Consider the following 17,189-nt stretch of genomic DNA (forward strand, 5'->3'; position numbering starts at 1 on the left):
TGGAAAAGTTAAGTTTGAAATCGTGGGAACGCTTCCGACAGGATTAACTTTAAATTCAGATTACACCATCACTGTTGCGCCAAACACGCCAGCTGCAAATTATAATGTAGAATATAAAATCTGCGAAAACACAAATCCAACAAACTGCGATTCTGTAATTACAGTAGTAAAAGTTACAGGTGGAAATCTTGTAGCAAATGAAGATTTAGTGCCATCAGCAGTTGGAGTAAACATTCCGCAGAAAGTAATCAACGTTTTTGAGAATGATACTAAAGATGGAAATAAATTAACGCCATCAGACGTAGATCTTAAAGTAACTCAAGCAGATCCAAAAGGATATTTAACTGTAGATGCAGACGGAAATGTTGTATTAGCACCAAATGCACCTGCAGGAGAGTATGAATTGACATACACAATATGCGAGAAATTAAATCCAAATAACTGTGATTCAAATGTTGTAAAAGTTACCGTAACCGAACCAAAAATGACAGTAGTTGCAAATAGCTATTGTTCAAACAATGTTCCTTATGTTAATTATACAGTTGCACCAGAAAATTTCACAGCACATAATTCATTAACTGTTAGATGGATTGATAGCAACAATAATGTTGTGGCAACTCAGACCAATCTGCCATTAAGCGGTAACATTTTATGGCCAGGAGCAGAGATTGACAGTAACCAAAACGGAACAGATTGGCCAGGATGGATTTTAAATAACGGAATATGGGCAGAAGGAGCAGATGGATTTGAAGCTACTAGAAATGGAGTGAAAATTGAGTTTTCATTAAATCCGACGGTTACAGTTTCTGTTGCTTATCCGCCAGCTACGCCAGATTGTAACGCTCGTCCAACATTTAGCATAAAAGCAAATAATGATGAGGCGGGACCAGTAAATGCAAAGAAAGGGGTAAATGCTAACATTAATATTTTTGAAAATGACTTATTAAACGGAGCAAAATTTAAAGCTTCAGATGTTGTTTTATCAGTTCCAGTTGTACATCCAAATATTTCATTGAATGCAGACGGTTCAATCAACATTGCAGCAAATACACCAGATGGAGTTTACGAATTGACTTATCAGATTTGTGAAGCTGCAAATGCATCAAATTGCAGTCAAGCGGTAATTAAGATTACGGTTGACAATGTTGTAGATCCAACTCCGCCAACAGAAAATAAAATTATACTGAACAATGAAAATGATATTAGTGCTGACGGTATTAATGGTTCATTAGAATTTGTAAATGTTTTAGAAAATGATTTAATAAACGGGCAGCCAATAAATCCTGCAGATGTTATAATTAAGCCCGTAACAGAAAGTCCATATTTTGAATGGAATGCTGACGGAACGGTAAATGTTAAGCCAAACACGCCAGGAGGAAATTATCCGTTGACTTATCAGGTTTGTGAAAAAGCTAATGGGGCAAATTGCTCAACAGCTGTATTAAATGTTTTTGTTGAAGTGCCAGCTATTTCGGTAATCAAAACAGCAGTTTTCAATGACGAAAATAAGAGCGGTTTTGCAAATGCAGGAGAAACCATTACATACAAATTTACAGTAACCAATACAGGAAATGTGCCTTTAGTTGGAATTACAATAAACGATCCATTGTCAGGAGTTGTAGTTTCTGGACAAGCAATCAATTTGGGTGTAAATGAATCTAACGAAACGAATTTCACAGCGGTTTACAAAATCACTCAAGAAGACATTAACCGAGGCAGTGTGAGTAATCAGGCAACTGTAAAAGGAAGTAGTGTAAGAGGAGTTGTAGTCGAAGATCAGTCAGACGATGCAAGCAACAGTGGAGACAGTCCAACAGTTTTAGACTTAAACGGATGTTCAATTAAAGTAATGAATGCTTTCTCTCCAAACGGAGACAACAAGAATGCAAGATTCTATATAAGAGGAATAGAATGTTACCCAGAAAATACAGTAGAAATTTATAACCGTTGGGGAGTTTTGGTTTTCAATATAGATCAGTATAACAATAATGACAGAGTTTTTGTTGGATATTCTAACGGACGCTCTACGATCAAACAAACAGATGGTCTTCCAGTTGGAACGTATTTCTATATCTTAAAATACAAAGACAGCGCTCAGAAGTCTCACCAAGAATCTGGTTACTTATACCTAAATAAATAAAATGGAATACGGCTTAGTTAATTCTAAGCCGTTCTAAAAACTTAATAAATGAAAAAATTAATTTTAGTTTTTATGTTTTTTTCGATTGTGTCCAATGCGCAGCAAGACGCGCAGTACACACAATATATGTACAACACAATCGAAGTCAATCCCGCGTATGCAGGTTCACGAGGAGCTTTAAGCGTTTTTGGTTTATATCGTACACAATGGATTGGACTTGACGGAGCGCCAGAAACAAGCACGTTTTCTGTTAATACACCTTTAAATAACAGCGATTTAGGACTTGGAGTTTCTTTGGTAAATGATAAAATCGGACCAACGGTAGAAAATACTTTATCGGCAGATTTGTCTTATACAATTCCTACTTCAGAATCATGGAATTTATCTTTTGGTATAAAAGGAACAGCCAATCTTTTCAATATTGATATTAATAAATTAAGCTACGAAGATCAGGACGATCCGCAGTTTCAGAATCTTAAAAATAAGTTTTCGCCAAACGTTGGAGCTGGAATTTATTATCATTCAGATAGAGCTTACATCGGATTATCGGTTCCTAATTTCATAGAAACAAATCGTTATGATTCAGATGATGTCGCTATTTTCAAAGAGAAAATCAATTATTATTTAATAGCCGGTTATGTATTTAATCTGGATCGTTTAGAATACATCAAATTCAAACCAGCATTAATGACAAAAATGGTTGAAGGAGCACCTTTACAAGTCGATGTATCAGGAAATTTTATGTTTAACGACAAATTCGTTTTAGGACTTGCTTATCGTTGGAGTGCATCTGTAAGTGCAATGGCAGGATTTCAAGTGACAAAAGGAATGTACATCGGTTATGGTTACGATCATGAAACTACACAATTAAGAAAATACAATTCTGGATCTCATGAGATTTTCTTAAGATTCGAATTCTTTAATAATTACAATAAAATGATATCCCCAAGATTCTTTTAATACGACCTATGAAAGCTATAAAATTAATTTTGATTGTTTTACTGTCTAGTTTTATTTCAAATGTGAATGCGCAAAATCTATTCACTAACATGAATATAAAATATGCAGATAAAAAATACGAAGAATACGCTTACGCGGATGCAATAAAAGTTTACGAGACTTTGGTAACTGATCAGACTACCGATCAAGGAATAATTCAGCGTTTGGCAAATTCATATTATTTTAATGGAGAATTGAAAAGCGCATTAAAATGGTACGAACAGTTATTCGTGATAAACGAAAACCAAGATGCCGAATATTTGTATCGATATGCGCAATCGTTAAAATCAGTAGGAGACTATCGAAAGTCTGATGAGATTTTACAAAAATTCAATCATAAGGCAAGTGCAGAAAAAAGAGCAGATTTAATCAGAAATGATAAAAACTACTTGGAAGATATTAAAGAAAACTCAGGCAGATTTCAAATTGCTGATGCTGGAGTCAATTCTAGGTATTCAGATTACGGAAGCGTTGTTTACAATAACAAAATTGTTTTTACTTCTGCACGTGATACGGGTGGAGTTGTGAAAGCTAATTTTCAATGGACAAACAGATCGTTTTCTAGATTGTACACAGCCGATTTACTTCCAGACGGAAGCGTTGGAAAGCCAGAACTTTTGGTAAAAAGAAAAAAAGACAATTTTAATGAGTCAAGTCCGATTTTTACAAAAGACGGACGCACTATGTATTTTACGCGAAATAATTTTACAGATGGTAAAAGAAGAAGCAACGATAAAAACGTAACGCTTCTTAAATTATACAAAGCAGAACTTGTCGATAACACTTGGCAAAATGTAAAAGAACTTCCATTTAATAGTGATCAATACAGCACGGCACATCCAGCTTTAAGTGTTGACGAAAAAACATTGTATTTTGCATCAGATATGCCAGGAACGTTAGGTCAGTCTGATATTTATAAAGTTGCAATCAATCAAGACGGAACTTTTGGTACGCCAGAAAATTTAGGTCCATCTATAAATACCGAAGGAAGAGAAACTTTTCCTTTCATTTCTGGAGATAACGAATTGTATTTTGCTTCTGACGGACGTCCAGGCTTAGGCGGATTGGATATTTTTGCTTCTCGCATAAAGGCAAACGGAAGTTATGATGATGTTTTAAATGTTGGCGAACCTGTAAACAGCAAGCAAGACGATTTTGCTTTCAGTATTGACAGTAAAAGCAGAAGCGGTTATTTTTCTTCAAATAGAGAAAGCGGACTAGGTTTAGATGATATTTACAGATTTACAGAAACAAGAAGATTAATCTGCGAGCAAAACTTGTCAGGAACAGTTACCGATGCAGAAACAAACGAAATCTTAGCCAATACCTCTTTGACTTTGTTTAATGAAAAATTTGATCCAGTTGGAACAATCACTACAGACGAAAAAGGAAACTACATTTTTCCTGATTTAAGATGTGGCAAAAAATATACTATTAGAACTGCTAAAACAGATTACAATGCCAAAGAAGTTGCGGTAACAATCCTTAAAGAAAAAGGAGAAACTACTCAAATGATTGCATTAAACAAAGTTTTCAAACCTCTTGTTGCAAAAACTGTAGCCATCAAAAAAACGACAATTAGTCCAGTAAAAGTGGGTTCTATAAGAGTAGGAGTAGATATTGCAAAACTGTTAAATCTGCCTATGAATTTCTTTGATTTAGGTAAAGCGACTATTAAAAAGACATCAGAGCCACAATTAATGAAAGTGGTAAATCTTTTAAATGAATATCCAACAATGAAACTGGATATTCGTTCACATACAGACAGTCGTTCTTCTTCAGAAAGCAATCAGATTCTTTCAGAAAAAAGAGCGCAGTCAACCAAAAATTGGCTAATTCAAAAAGGAATCAGCGAAGACAGATTGACAGCTAAAGGTTATGGTGAAACGCAATTAGTCAACAAATGTGCTGATGGCGTAAAATGTACAGAAAAACAGCACATGCAAAATAGACGAAGCGAGTTTATTATTGTGTCGATGTAAAAGAATACTCATATAAAATTAAAAACCCTTTTCTGAATTTTAGAAAAGGGTTTTTATTTATGAATTAATGCAGTTTGAATCGTTCATTACTATTTCATTAATCTCACTTAAAAATTCAAATTCATCCAAAGGAATTAATTGCAATACAGTTTCTAATATTAAACTCACATTAATAGACTGTTTTTTATTATTCTCTAAAAATATATGAGCGTTTTGATCTAGAGCCAAAATAGATAGTTTCAGCATATCGGAAATAAAATAACCCATTTCAGAATAATTTTGAAATTTAATCTGAGCAACATTTGAATCGGTTTTATCATTTCCTGGTTTTAAAGTATGAAAATATAAAGTGGTTAATTTTTTTAGATGATCTAAATTTTTGATTTCGGTCGCTTCCATAATAATGTTTAGTATTTCTATGATGAAATTCAAATGTACGAAAAACTTTAAATAACATACTATAGTATGTTAAAAATAATAAATAGAAAACGCAAATTGTCTGAAATTAAAAGAAGTGGAGCAGTCAGAAGAATTAAAGCGTTTAGGAGCTCGAATTAAAGAGCTTAGAAATGCCAAAGGATTATCACAAGCTAAACTAGGATTGTTGATATTGAAAGATCAGCAATCTATACATAAAGTTGAAGCAGGTGAATTTAATCCTACTTATATTTATTTACTTGCACTGGCTAAAGGGTTAGAAATTTCAATAAGTGAATTGCTTGATTTTTAATCTAAAATATTATTTCCTTAGTCCCAGCGTGACGAAATATTTATAGAAAAAATATTATATCCCATCCAAAAGCCCCAGCGGGGTGATATGTCGCTCCTCTGGAGCTTTTTTCTTTTACCATGATTTTTTGGCTATAAATATTATGCTCCTTTGGAGCTTTTTTCTTTCGCTATAATTTTTACCTATAAATATTATGCTCCGGGAGCATTGTTAATGTTCAAAAAAAAAGAAAAAACTCCGTTAGGAGTTACAGATCGGTAGAACGCAAAGGTCTATCCGTGTTCATATGTCCCGTAGGGACATTTGATTGGATATTAAAAATCAATTAATAAAGATGAAATTTATATTTTGTTGTCTGTGCATCAGAACGTTAAAAAATCTACTTTTTCTCAAAAAACAATTCTAAACAAATTCATTCTTTAAACTATAATTTTGAAAATCTAAATTTTTATGTATTTTGTTTAAAATGAATCGGTTATGATTTTAAAAAATCGATTTCGTTGCAAATTGTGTTGGTTTTTGTTTTAACTTTATAAATCTAAAAATTTTTCATTATGACTGTAGATCAAATACTTAAAGCAAAAGGAAGAAATGTTTATTCGATTTTCTCCAATTTAACGGTTTATGATGCGTTAAAAGTGATGGGAGAAAAAAACATTGGGGCAATTTTAGTTATGGATGATAATATTTTAAAAGGAATATTATCGGAGAGGGATTATGCCCGAAAAATTGTACTGAAAGATAAATCTTCAAAAGAAACTTTTGTTCATGAGATTATGGAAAGTCATGTTTTTACAGTAAAACTTTCAGATAATCTTGAAGATTGTATGGAACTTATGAGCGAAAAAAGAATAAGACACCTACCTGTTTTAGAAGATGGAAATGTGGTTGGAGTTATTTCAATCAGCGATGTAGTGAAGGCAATTATAGAAATTCAGAAAGACACAATCAACCATTTGAATTCTTATATTTCTCAATAAAGCATACCTAAAAACGATAAAAATTCAAACGAGTCCAATTTCTATTGGACTTTTTCTATTTATTCGAATAAATTTTAGGAAAAGAAAACGCTAAAAAGACGCCATTTTAAAACAAGACTTATATCTTTGTAAGCTAGAATAAAAGCTAAAAACAATGAACAAAGAGAGTAAAAGAAGAGAAGCGTTACTGTATCACGCAGAACCAACTCCAGGAAAAATTCAGGTAGTTCCAACAAAAAAATATGCAACCCAGAGAGATTTATCATTGGCCTATTCGCCAGGAGTTGCAGAACCATGTTTAGAAATCGCAGCAAACAAAGAAGACGTTTATAAATATACAGCAAAAGGAAATTTAGTAGCCGTAATTTCAAACGGTACAGCTGTTTTAGGACTTGGAAATATTGGTCCAGAGGCAGGAAAGCCTGTAATGGAAGGAAAAGGTTTATTGTTTAAAATTTTCTCAGACATTGATGTTTTTGATATCGAAATTGACACAGAAAATGTTGAGGAATTCATTCAGACTGTAAAAAATATTGCTCCAACTTTTGGAGGTATCAATCTTGAAGATATCAAAGCTCCAGAATCTTTTGAAATAGAAAGAAGATTGATCGAAGAATTGGATATTCCAGTAATGCACGACGATCAGCACGGAACAGCAATTATATCTTCTGCAGCTTTAATCAATGCACTTGAATTGGCAGGAAAAAAAGCTGAAGATGTAAAAATGGTAGTTTCTGGTGCAGGATCTGCTGCAATTGCTTGTACAGATTTATATGTTTCACTTGGAGTAAAAGTAGAGAACATTTTAATGTACAACAGTAAAGGTCTTTTAACAAAAGACAATCCATCTTTATCAGATTTACAATTAAAATATGCTATCGATGGCGCTAAAATCCCTTTAGACGAAGCCGTAAAAGGTGCAGACGTTTTCATCGGATTATCTTCTGGAGATATTCTTTCACCAGAAATGTTATTGACAATGTCAAAGAATCCGATTGTATTTGCAATGGCAAATCCAAATCCGGAAATCGATTATAATTTGGCTGTAGAAACTCGTAAAGATGTTATTATGGCTACGGGACGTTCAGATTTTCCTAATCAGGTAAATAACGTATTAGGTTTCCCTTATATCTTTAGAGGGGCGCTAGACGTAAGAGCGACAAAAATTAACGAAGAAATGAAAATGGCGGCTGTAAAAGCCTTAGCTATTTTGGCAAAAGAACCAGTTCCAGAGCAGGTAAACGTAGCTTACGGTGCAACAAAACTTGGTTTTGGTCAAGAATATATCATTCCTAAACCATTCGATCCTAGATTGATTACCGTTGTAGCGCCTGCAGTTGCAAAAGCAGCAATGGAATCTGGAGTGGCAAAAAATCCTATTACAGACTGGGCAGCTTATGAAGATCATCTTCGCGAGCGTATGGGTAATGATAACAAAATGGTGCGTTTGATTACCAACCGTGCAAAATTAGATCCGAAGAAAATTGTTTTTGCTGAAGCAGATCAATTAAATGTTTTAAAAGCAGCTCAAATTGTTTACGAAGACGGAATCGGATTCCCAATTTTATTAGGAAACAAAGAAGTGATTTTAGAGTTGAAACAAGAATTAGGTTTCGATGCTGATCTTGAAATCATTGATCCTAAAACAGATGAAGAAACTGAAAGACGCAATAGATTTGCTAAATCATTTTGGGAAGCAAGAGGACGCAGAGGAGTTTCTAAACTTGACGCAGAAAAATTCATGCGCGAAAGAAACTATTTTGCAGCCATGATGGTGAATGAAGGAGAAGCTGATGCATTGGTTACAGGACATTCTAGAAGTTATCCTTCTGTTGTAAAACCAATGATGCAGCTAATTCCAAAAGCGCAAAATGCTTCACTTATTGCTACTGCAAACATGATGCTTACATCTCGTGGGCCAATGTTCTTGTCAGACACTGCAATCAACATTAATCCATCTGCGCAAGATTTGATTAATATTGCAATTATGACTTCTAAAACAGCAAAAATGTTCGGAATTGAGCCGGTTATAGCAATGGTTTCGTTTTCAAACTTTGGTTCTTCAACTAGCGAAAGTGCTTCAAAAGTTAGAGAAGCTGTAGCTTACTTGCATAAAAACCACCCAGAATTAATTGTTGATGGAGAAATTCAAGCAGATTTTGCTTTAAATCCAGAAATGCTTCAAGAGAAATTCCCATTTTCTAAATTGGCAGGTAAGAAAGTAAACACATTGATTTTCCCTAATTTAGAATCAGCAAATATCACATATAAATTATTAAAAGAATTGTACAAAGTGAACTCAATTGGGCCAATTATGATGGGTATGGGCAAACCAGTTCACATTTTCCAATTAGGTGCTAGTGTTGAAGAAATGGTTAACATGGCAGCAATCGCTGTTATTGACGCACAGGAAAAAGAAAGCAAGAAGAATAAAATAACACAATAAACGTTCTTACAAAGGATTGAACAAATTTGTCGTAGTTTTATGGCATTTTTGTTATATTTGATACTAATAAACTATATTTATGATAGCACAGTTGCAGGGGAGATTAGTAGAAAAGAATCCTACAGAGGTTGTAATTGATTGTGGAGGAGTTGGTTATCAGGTGAATATATCGCTTCACACTTTCTCCTTAATTCCAAATTCTGAAAATATAAAATTGTATACGCATCTTCAAATTAAAGAAGATGCGCATACTTTATACGGTTTTGTCGAAAAATCAGAACGCGAAATTTTTAGAATGCTGATTTCTGTTTCGGGAATTGGAGCCGGAATCGCAAGAACAATGCTTTCGTCTATAGAGCCAAAGCAAATTATAAATGCCATTGCATCGGGAGATGTAGGTATTATCCAGTCTATCAAAGGGATTGGAAACAAAACAGCACAAAGAGTTATACTGGATTTAAAGGAAAAAGTTGTTAAATTGTATAATATTGATGAAGTTTTTGCTGTTCAAAACAATAGAAACCGAGATGAAGCGTTATCTGCTCTAGAAGTTCTAGGTTTTGTGCGAAAAGCTTCTGAAAAAGTGGTAGACAGAATTGTTAAAGAAGATCCAGAAGCTACTGCTGAAACAATTATCAAAAAGGCTTTAAAAAGTTTATAAATTTCATTTTATATAAAAGAATTCTATGCGTAAAATTTGTATTTTGTTGCTGGTATTACTCTGCGGTAATGTTTTGCGCGCACAGGTTACACCGGTAACTCAAGATACAACTAAGACTCAGTTTTCAGTAGGTAAGATAGATATCGAAGATCCTCCAAGTGTACTTTCGGCATATAGATACGATCCTATTACAGATCGTTATATTTACACCACTTCGGTAGATGGTTTCTCTATCAATTACCCTTTAATTTTAACTCCAAAAGAATACGAAGATTTAGTTCTAAAAGAATCCAGACGGAATTATTTTAGAAAAAAATCAGATGCCATTGACGGCAAAAAAGCTGGAGCCGAAGCAGCCAAAAAAGATTTATTACCCAGATATTACATCAACTCGAGTTTATTCGAAAGTATTTTTGGAAGCAATACCATAGATGTAAAGCCCACAGGATCAGTAGAAATGGACTTGGGTATGCGTTATACTAAACAAGACAATCCTTCATTTTCGCCAAGAAACAGATCTTCTCTTACTTTTGATTTTGATCAAAGAATCAGTATGAGTTTAATGGGGAAAATTGGAACTCGTTTGGAGGTAAATGCTAATTACGATACACAATCTACGTTTGCTTTTCAGAACTTATTTAAACTGGCTTATACGCCTTCAGAAGACGATATTGTTCAGAAAGTTGAGGTGGGTAATGTCAGCATGCCATTAAACAGTACGCTTATTCGAGGCGCACAAAGTTTATTTGGGGTAAAAGCCCAGCTGCAATTTGGTAAGACAACCGTTACTGGAGTTTTCTCAGAACAAAAGTCTCAAACCAAAAGTATAGTCGCAGAAGGTGGAGGAACTGTGCAGAATTTTGATTTATTTGCTTTAGATTATGATAATGACCGACATTTCTTTTTATCACAATACTTTAGAAATAAGTATGATGCTTCATTAAAAAATTATCCATTAATAGACAGCCGTGTCCAAGTTACAAGAATTGAAGTTTGGGTAACCAACAAGCAAAATAGAATAACAACAGGAAATAATAACTTAAGAAATATTATTGCGCTTCAGGATTTAGGAGAAGGTCAAGTTACTGGTGTTCCTGATAACCAAGTTGTAGTAATTACAGATCCTACGGGTTTCTTTAATAATCCGATAGATTCTCCAACTGACAACACGAATAATAAATACGATCCTGCTGCAATTGGAAAACCTGGAAGTTATTTAAATCCTAATATTAGAGAAATTGTAACCGCAAAATCTGGATTTAATAATGCTAATACAAATGAAGGTACAGACTATTCAGTTCTCGAAAACGCTAGAAAATTAACTACACAAGAATATACTTTTAACCCGCAGTTAGGTTATATCTCATTGCAACAGCGTTTGGCCAATGACGAAATTTTGGCTGTTGCATTTGAATATACGGTTGGAGGAAAAGTGTATCAAGTTGGGGAATTTGGTAGTGATGGTGTGGATGGAACTGTAGTGACAGGAAACAATAACGGAAATCAAGCGATTGTAACACAGAGTTTGGTTTTAAAAATGCTAAAAAGCAGTTTGACAAACGTACAGAATCCAGTTTGGAACTTGATGATGAAAAACGTGTATCAAATTCCGCAAGCTTATCAAATCAAACAAGAAGATTTCAGACTTAACATTCTTTACACAGATCCTTCGCCAATCAATTATATTACGCCGGTTCAAGGAACTCTTTTCCCGGATGATGATCCTGTAAATCCTGATCCAAACAATTATTATATTACAAAGACACCATTATTAAATGTATTTAACTTAGATCAATTAAATTATAACAATGATCCGCAAAAAGGTGGAGATGGTTTCTTTGATTACGTTCCTGGAGTAACAGTTGATGTACAGAATGCACGAATTATTTTTACCACTAAAGAGCCTTTCGGAGAACTTTTGTTTAAAAAATTAAACACAGGTACAGGAGAAAATTATAATGATCCAACTACATACAACCCTAACCAGAAGAAATATGTTTTTAGGAACATGTATAGAAATACTCAGGCGGGAGCTTTGCAGGATAGTGATAAAAACAAATTCTTATTAAGAGGAAAATATAAATCTTCAGGAAGTAATGGTATTCCGATTGGGGCTTTCAATGTACCGCAAGGTTCCGTAGTAGTAACAGCGGCAGGCCGAGTTTTAGTAGAAGGTATAGATTATAGTGTAGATTATCAATTAGGAAGAGTGCAGATATTAGATCCTTCACTTCAGGCTTCTAATACCCCGATTGAGGTTTCGTTAGAAAATAACTCAATTTTTGGGCAGCAGACAAGAAGATTCATGGGATTCAATATTGAACATAAAATCTCTGAAAAGTTTGTTGTGGGTGGGACTTTCTTAAAAATGACAGAACGTCCTTTTACTCAAAAGTCAAGCTACGGACAAGAATCTGTAAATAACACTATTTTTGGATTTAACGGAAATTACTCTACAGAAGTTCCATTTTTAACAAGATTAGCCAATAAACTACCAAATATAGATACAGATGTTCCTTCTAATCTTTCGATTCGTGGAGAAGTTGCATTTTTGAAACCAGATGCTCCAAAAGCAAGTGATTTTGAAGGCGAGGCTACTATTTATATCGACGATTTTGAAGGTACTCAGACTACTATCGATATGAGATCTGCTTATGCTTGGAGTTTAGCTTCAACACCATTTATTAATTCAGCTAACGATAATACTTTTAATGCTAATTCAAATACACTAGAATACGGTTACAAACGTGCTAAGCTGTCTTGGTATACTATCGATCCGATTTTCTATACTTCAAAACCATCTGGAATTTCAAATGATGATTTATCTTTAAATACAACCAGAAGAATTTACAGTAAAGAGCTCTATCCAAATACAGATATTGCGCAAGGACAGATTCAGGTGATAAATACTTTGGATTTAACCTATTATCCATCAGATAGGGGGCCATATAATAATAACCCTGATTTTGCTTTGGGTAATCCATCAGCCAATTTTGGTGGAATTATGCGTGCGCTAAACTCTACTAACTTTGAGCAGGGTAATGTTGAATATATTCAGTTTTGGGTACTTGATCCTTATGTTGGTAATGGACAAGCACTGCCAACTAACAGCGGAAAAATCTATTTCAATTTAGGTGAAGTTTCTGAAGACGTTTTAAAAGACGGAAGAAAACAATATGAAAATGGTTTAGGTCCAGATCAAGTTATGGTAAATCCGCAACCAATTTGGGGAGATGTGCCAGCATCTCAATCATTGATTTATGCATTTGATACCAATCCAGACAATCGTAAAAATCAAGATGTCGGGTTAGACGGTTTGCCAGACGCAAAAGAAGGGTCGATTTATACCAATTATGCAGGAGAAGAAGATCCTGCGGCAGATAACTATAAGTACTTCTTAAATACAGAAGGAGACGTTTTACAGCGCTATAAAAGATACAACGGCACAGAAGGAAACTCTGCGGTAAGTATTGATGATCCGAATCGTGGTTCTACAACTCTTCCAGATGTTGAAGATATCAATCGTGATAACACCATGAGTACAATCAATGCATATTATGAATATAGTATTGATATGAGGCCGGGAATGGAGGTTGGAGAAAATTATATTACAGATATTCGTCCAACTACTGTAGATCTTCCAAACGGAGGTACAACCAATGCAAGATGGATTCAGTTTAAAATTCCTGTTTCTAAACCTCAAAACACTATTGGAAATATTACCGATTTTAGATCGATTCGTTTCATGCGTATGTTTATGACCGGATTTAATGATCAAATGACGGTTCGTTTTGGAGCTTTAGATTTAGTTAGAGGAGAATGGAGAAAATACACAGGAACATTAGATGCAAATGATACAAATCCTGATGATGACGGAACTCAATTTGATGTTGCAGCAGTAAATATTCAGGAAAACGGTACAAAATGTCCAGTGAACTATGTTATTCCACCAGGAGTTCAAAGAGAGCAGTTGTACAACAACAATACAATCATTAATCAGAATGAGCAGTCTCTAGCACTTCGAATAGGAGGTTCAGGATTAGAATATCAAGATTCTAGAGCAGTTTTCAAGAATGTGAGTGTTGATATGCGTCAGTACAAAAAATTGAAAATGTTCCTTCACGCAGAATCACTTCCAAACGAAACTCAGCTTCTGGACGATGAGATGATTGGATTTATTCGCTTTGGTAACGATTTTACCCAAAACTTTTATCAAATTGAGATTCCATTAAAAGTAACAAAAACTGGAGGGTCATGTACTATAAGCCCAGATCAAGTTTGGCTTGAAGAAAACAATATAGACGTTGCTTTAGAGTTGTTGACTAGAATGAAGATTTTGGGAATGAATATCGATATTAATTCGCCAAAAAGAGATATAAATGGTATTTATTATCCAGACCGAGATCCAGATGTGCAAGGAGGTGACCAAGATGCTAAATTAACTTTAGGTATTAAAGGAAATCCGAATTTTGGATTGGTTCGAAATTTAATGGTCGGAGTAAAAAGTGCGGCAAACCATAAAGATATTATGGGAGAAGTTTGGTTTAACGAACTTCGTATGTCTGATTTGGAAAACAAGGGCGGTATGGCTGCATTATTGAATGTAGATACCAATATGGCCGATTTAATGACATTGTCTGCTTCTGGTAAAAAGAGTACGATTGGTTTTGGTTCACTTGAACAAGGAGCAAACGAGAGAAGTCGTGAAGATATTCAGCAGTACAACATTGTAACCAATATTAATCTAGGGAAATTGCTTCCTCGTAAATGGGGTATTAATCTTCCGTTCAATTATGCTATCGGAGAAGAAGTTATTACGCCAGAATATGATCCGTTTAATCAAGATATCAAGTTAGATCAATTGATTAAAGAAACTACAGATCCAGCAGAAAAAGAAAATATTAGAACACGTGCGGTTGATTATACGAAGCGTAGAAGCATTAATTTTATTGGAGTAAGAAAAGATAGAGCGCCAGAGCAGAAGCCTCATGTTTATGATGTAGAAAACTTTACTTTTTCTCAATCATACAATCAAGTGGAAAGACATGATTATGAGGTTGAAAATTACAACGATGAACAATCTAATACTGCCGTAAATTATGCTTATACTTTTCAGCCAAAAGAAGTTGTTCCGTTTAAGCAGACCCAATTCATGAAAAAAAGTGATTATTGGAAAATGCTGAGTGATTTTAATTTTAATTATCTTCCTTCAAATATCTCGTTTAATACTAATATTTTAAGGCAAAGTAACCGTCAACAGTACAGACAAGTTGAAAACGTTGAAGGTATTGGGCTTGATCCACTTTATAGAAGAAATTTTGCATTCAATTATCAGTACGGATTTGGATTTAATTTGACAAAATCATTAAAGCTAAATTATACAGCAGCGTCTAATAATATTGTTAGAAATTTCTTGAACGACGATAATACACCAAAAGAAGATTTTAATATCTGGGATGATTATTTTGACATCGGTATACCAAATCAGCACTTACAGCAACTGGTTTTGAATTATGACATTCCAATCAATAAAATTCCAGTATTTAGTTTTGTTAAAGCTACTTATTCGTATACAGCCGATTATAACTGGCAGAGGTCATCAACTGCAATGTCTCAGTATATTGATGAAAATGGAAAGTCTTGGGATTTAGGAAATACGGTTCAAAATGCTAATTCAAATACGTTTTCGACGACTTTAGATATGAATAAGCTGTATAAATATTTAGGTCTAACGCCAGGCGCAAAAACTGCAAAAGCAAAACCTGTGGCACCGCCAAAGCCAGGAGAAAAAATTGTAAACACGGCTAAACCAGTTACAAGCAGTAATCCTTTTTACGATGGTTTAATTGGAGTTTTAACAAGTGTTAAAAACGTTCAAATTAATTATACGAAAAATAGTGGAACAGTTTTACCCGGTTATATTCCAGGTGTAGGTTTCTTTGGTACTTCTAAGCCTTCGTTAGGATTTGTATTTGGTAGCCAAGATGATGTGCGTTTTGAAGCGGCTAAAAACGGATGGCTGACCAGTTATCAGAATTTTAACCAAAACTTTACACAGGTAAGCAATAAACTTTTGAAGGTAACAGCAAACATAGATTTGCTTCCAGATTTAAAAATTGATTTGGCTATGGATCGTGCTTATTCTGAAAACTCATCAGAGCAATATAGTGTTGATCCTGCAACAAATCAATATATGCCTTTATCTCCATATACGTATGGAATGTTTTCTATTTCAACGGTATTAATTAAAACGGCTTTTTCGACAAGTACAGAAACTGTGTCCTCTGCATTTGATGATTTTAGAAGCAATCGTTTAGTTATTGCAAATCGTTTGGCAGAGCAGCATTATGGTTCAGCAGCAGCAATTCCGAGATATGGAGATGTAAATAACCCGATTCCGGCTGATACAGATCCTAATTATAAAATATATGTAGCCAATGAAGGATATCCTATAGGTTTCTCAAAAAGCAATCAAGCTGTTTTACTGCCTTCATTTATGGCGGCTTATACAGGAGCAGATGCTTCTAAGAGTTCAACTGGTATTTTTAGAAGTTTCCCTATTCCAAACTGGAATGTGAAGTATAATGGTTTAATGCGTTACAAATATTTCAAAGATCATTTTAGACGTTTCTCGTTACAGCACAATTATAGAGCGTCGTATACTATCAGCCAGTTTAGATCCAACTTTGATTATTTAGAAAATCCAACAGGGCAGGATGTAAATACAAACTTCTTTAATAAAACGATTATGTCAAATGTCAACTTAGTAGAGCAGTTTAGTCCGTTGATGAGAGTTGATTTTGAGTTGAAAAATTCATTCCGTTTATTAACAGAGGTTAAAAAAGATCGTGCTTTATCTATGAGTTTCGATAATAATTTATTGACAGAGGTTAGAGGAGTAGAATATGTAGTAGGAATGGGATATCGTTTCAAAGACGTAATCATTTCGTCTAGATTAGCAGATAACCCAACTGGAATTATTAAAAGTGATATCAACATAAAAGCTGATTTTTCATATAGAAACAATCAAACCTTGGTTCGCTATTTAGATTACGATAATAATCAATTGGCGGCAGGGCAGAATATTTGGACGTTGAAATTGACGGCAGATTATGCTTTCAGTAAAAACTTAACAGCCATATTCTATTATGACCATTCGTTCTCGAAAGCAGTAATTTCGACTTCTTTCCCTTTAACGAACATTAGATCAGGTTTCACACTTCGTTATAATTTTGGAAATTAAATTTTAGT

General features: G+C 34.3%; 9 protein-coding genes. 8 read left to right on the forward strand and 1 reads right to left on the reverse strand.

The features are described 5' to 3' along the window. The 3 genes from DMB71_RS06980 to DMB71_RS06990 form a co-directional block, all read left to right on the forward strand. A partial coding sequence (locus tag DMB71_RS06980; RefSeq protein ID WP_162614796.1) for a T9SS type B sorting domain-containing protein occupies positions 1-2,140 on the forward strand: 2,140 nt, incomplete at its 5' end. A gap of 48 nt (positions 2,141-2,188) precedes the next feature. Then, on the forward strand, positions 2,189-3,100 hold the full coding sequence (locus DMB71_RS06985; protein ID WP_111364844.1) for a PorP/SprF family type IX secretion system membrane protein: 912 nt from the start codon (positions 2,189-2,191) through the stop codon (positions 3,098-3,100). Between the two features lie 8 nt (positions 3,101-3,108). Further along, a complete protein-coding gene (locus DMB71_RS06990) occupies positions 3,109-5,121 on the forward strand; it encodes an OmpA family protein (RefSeq protein WP_111364846.1) in 2,013 nt (670 codons plus the stop codon). Between the two features lie 57 nt (positions 5,122-5,178). Here the strand turns inward: DMB71_RS06990 and DMB71_RS06995 are convergent, their stop codons facing one another. Then, positions 5,179-5,520 carry a hypothetical protein gene (locus DMB71_RS06995; protein ID WP_111364847.1) on the reverse strand — a complete coding sequence of 114 codons (342 nt, stop codon included), beginning with the start codon at positions 5,518-5,520 and terminating at the stop codon, positions 5,179-5,181. Positions 5,521-5,635: 115 nt separating this feature from the next. On the opposite strand from DMB71_RS06995, the gene DMB71_RS07000 reads away from it, so the two are divergent. The 5 genes from DMB71_RS07000 to sov all read left to right on the forward strand — a co-directional run bounded on the left by DMB71_RS07000 (position 5,636) and on the right by sov (position 17,181). Continuing rightward, positions 5,636-5,851: a helix-turn-helix domain-containing protein gene (locus DMB71_RS07000; RefSeq protein ID WP_008467378.1), complete on the forward strand. Its 216-nt coding sequence runs from the start codon at positions 5,636-5,638 to the stop codon at positions 5,849-5,851. A gap of 554 nt (positions 5,852-6,405) precedes the next feature. Continuing rightward, positions 6,406-6,831 (forward strand): CBS domain-containing protein, encoded by a 426-nt coding sequence (locus DMB71_RS07005; protein ID WP_111364849.1) that lies wholly within the window; start codon positions 6,406-6,408, stop codon positions 6,829-6,831. Positions 6,832-6,985: 154 nt separating this feature from the next. Further along, on the forward strand, positions 6,986-9,277 hold the full coding sequence (locus DMB71_RS07010; protein WP_111364851.1) for an NADP-dependent malic enzyme: 2,292 nt from the start codon (positions 6,986-6,988) through the stop codon (positions 9,275-9,277). Positions 9,278-9,356: 79 nt separating this feature from the next. Then, positions 9,357-9,938, forward strand: a complete 582-nt coding sequence (ruvA, locus tag DMB71_RS07015; protein ID WP_111364852.1) for a Holliday junction branch migration protein RuvA — start codon at positions 9,357-9,359, stop codon at positions 9,936-9,938. A gap of 25 nt (positions 9,939-9,963) precedes the next feature. Further along, positions 9,964-17,181, forward strand: coding sequence for a T9SS outer membrane translocon Sov/SprA (sov, locus tag DMB71_RS07020; RefSeq protein ID WP_111364854.1), 7,218 nt, complete (start codon positions 9,964-9,966; stop codon positions 17,179-17,181). Positions 17,182-17,189 lie beyond the last annotated feature (8 nt).

Origin of the sequence: Flavobacterium tistrianum, assembly GCF_003254545.1 — a bacterium.
GTDB classification, from domain to species: domain Bacteria; phylum Bacteroidota; class Bacteroidia; order Flavobacteriales; family Flavobacteriaceae; genus Flavobacterium; species Flavobacterium tistrianum.

Bases quoted from the DNA above. Each gene is read 5' to 3' on its own strand.
- DMB71_RS06985 (WP_111364844.1), top strand. From the start codon at position 2,189: ATGAAAAAATTAATTTTAGTTTTTATGTTTTTTTCGATTGTGTCCAAT.
- DMB71_RS07010 (WP_111364851.1), top strand. From the start codon at position 6,986: ATGAACAAAGAGAGTAAAAGAAGAGAAGCGTTACTGTATCACGCAGAA.
- DMB71_RS07005 (WP_111364849.1), top strand. From the start codon at position 6,406: ATGACTGTAGATCAAATACTTAAAGCAAAAGGAAGAAATGTTTATTCG.
- DMB71_RS06995 (WP_111364847.1), bottom strand. From the start codon at position 5,520: ATGGAAGCGACCGAAATCAAAAATTTAGATCATCTAAAAAAATTAACC.
- sov (WP_111364854.1), top strand. From the start codon at position 9,964: ATGCGTAAAATTTGTATTTTGTTGCTGGTATTACTCTGCGGTAATGTT.
- ruvA (WP_111364852.1), top strand. From the start codon at position 9,357: ATGATAGCACAGTTGCAGGGGAGATTAGTAGAAAAGAATCCTACAGAG.
- DMB71_RS06990 (WP_111364846.1), top strand. From the start codon at position 3,109: ATGAAAGCTATAAAATTAATTTTGATTGTTTTACTGTCTAGTTTTATT.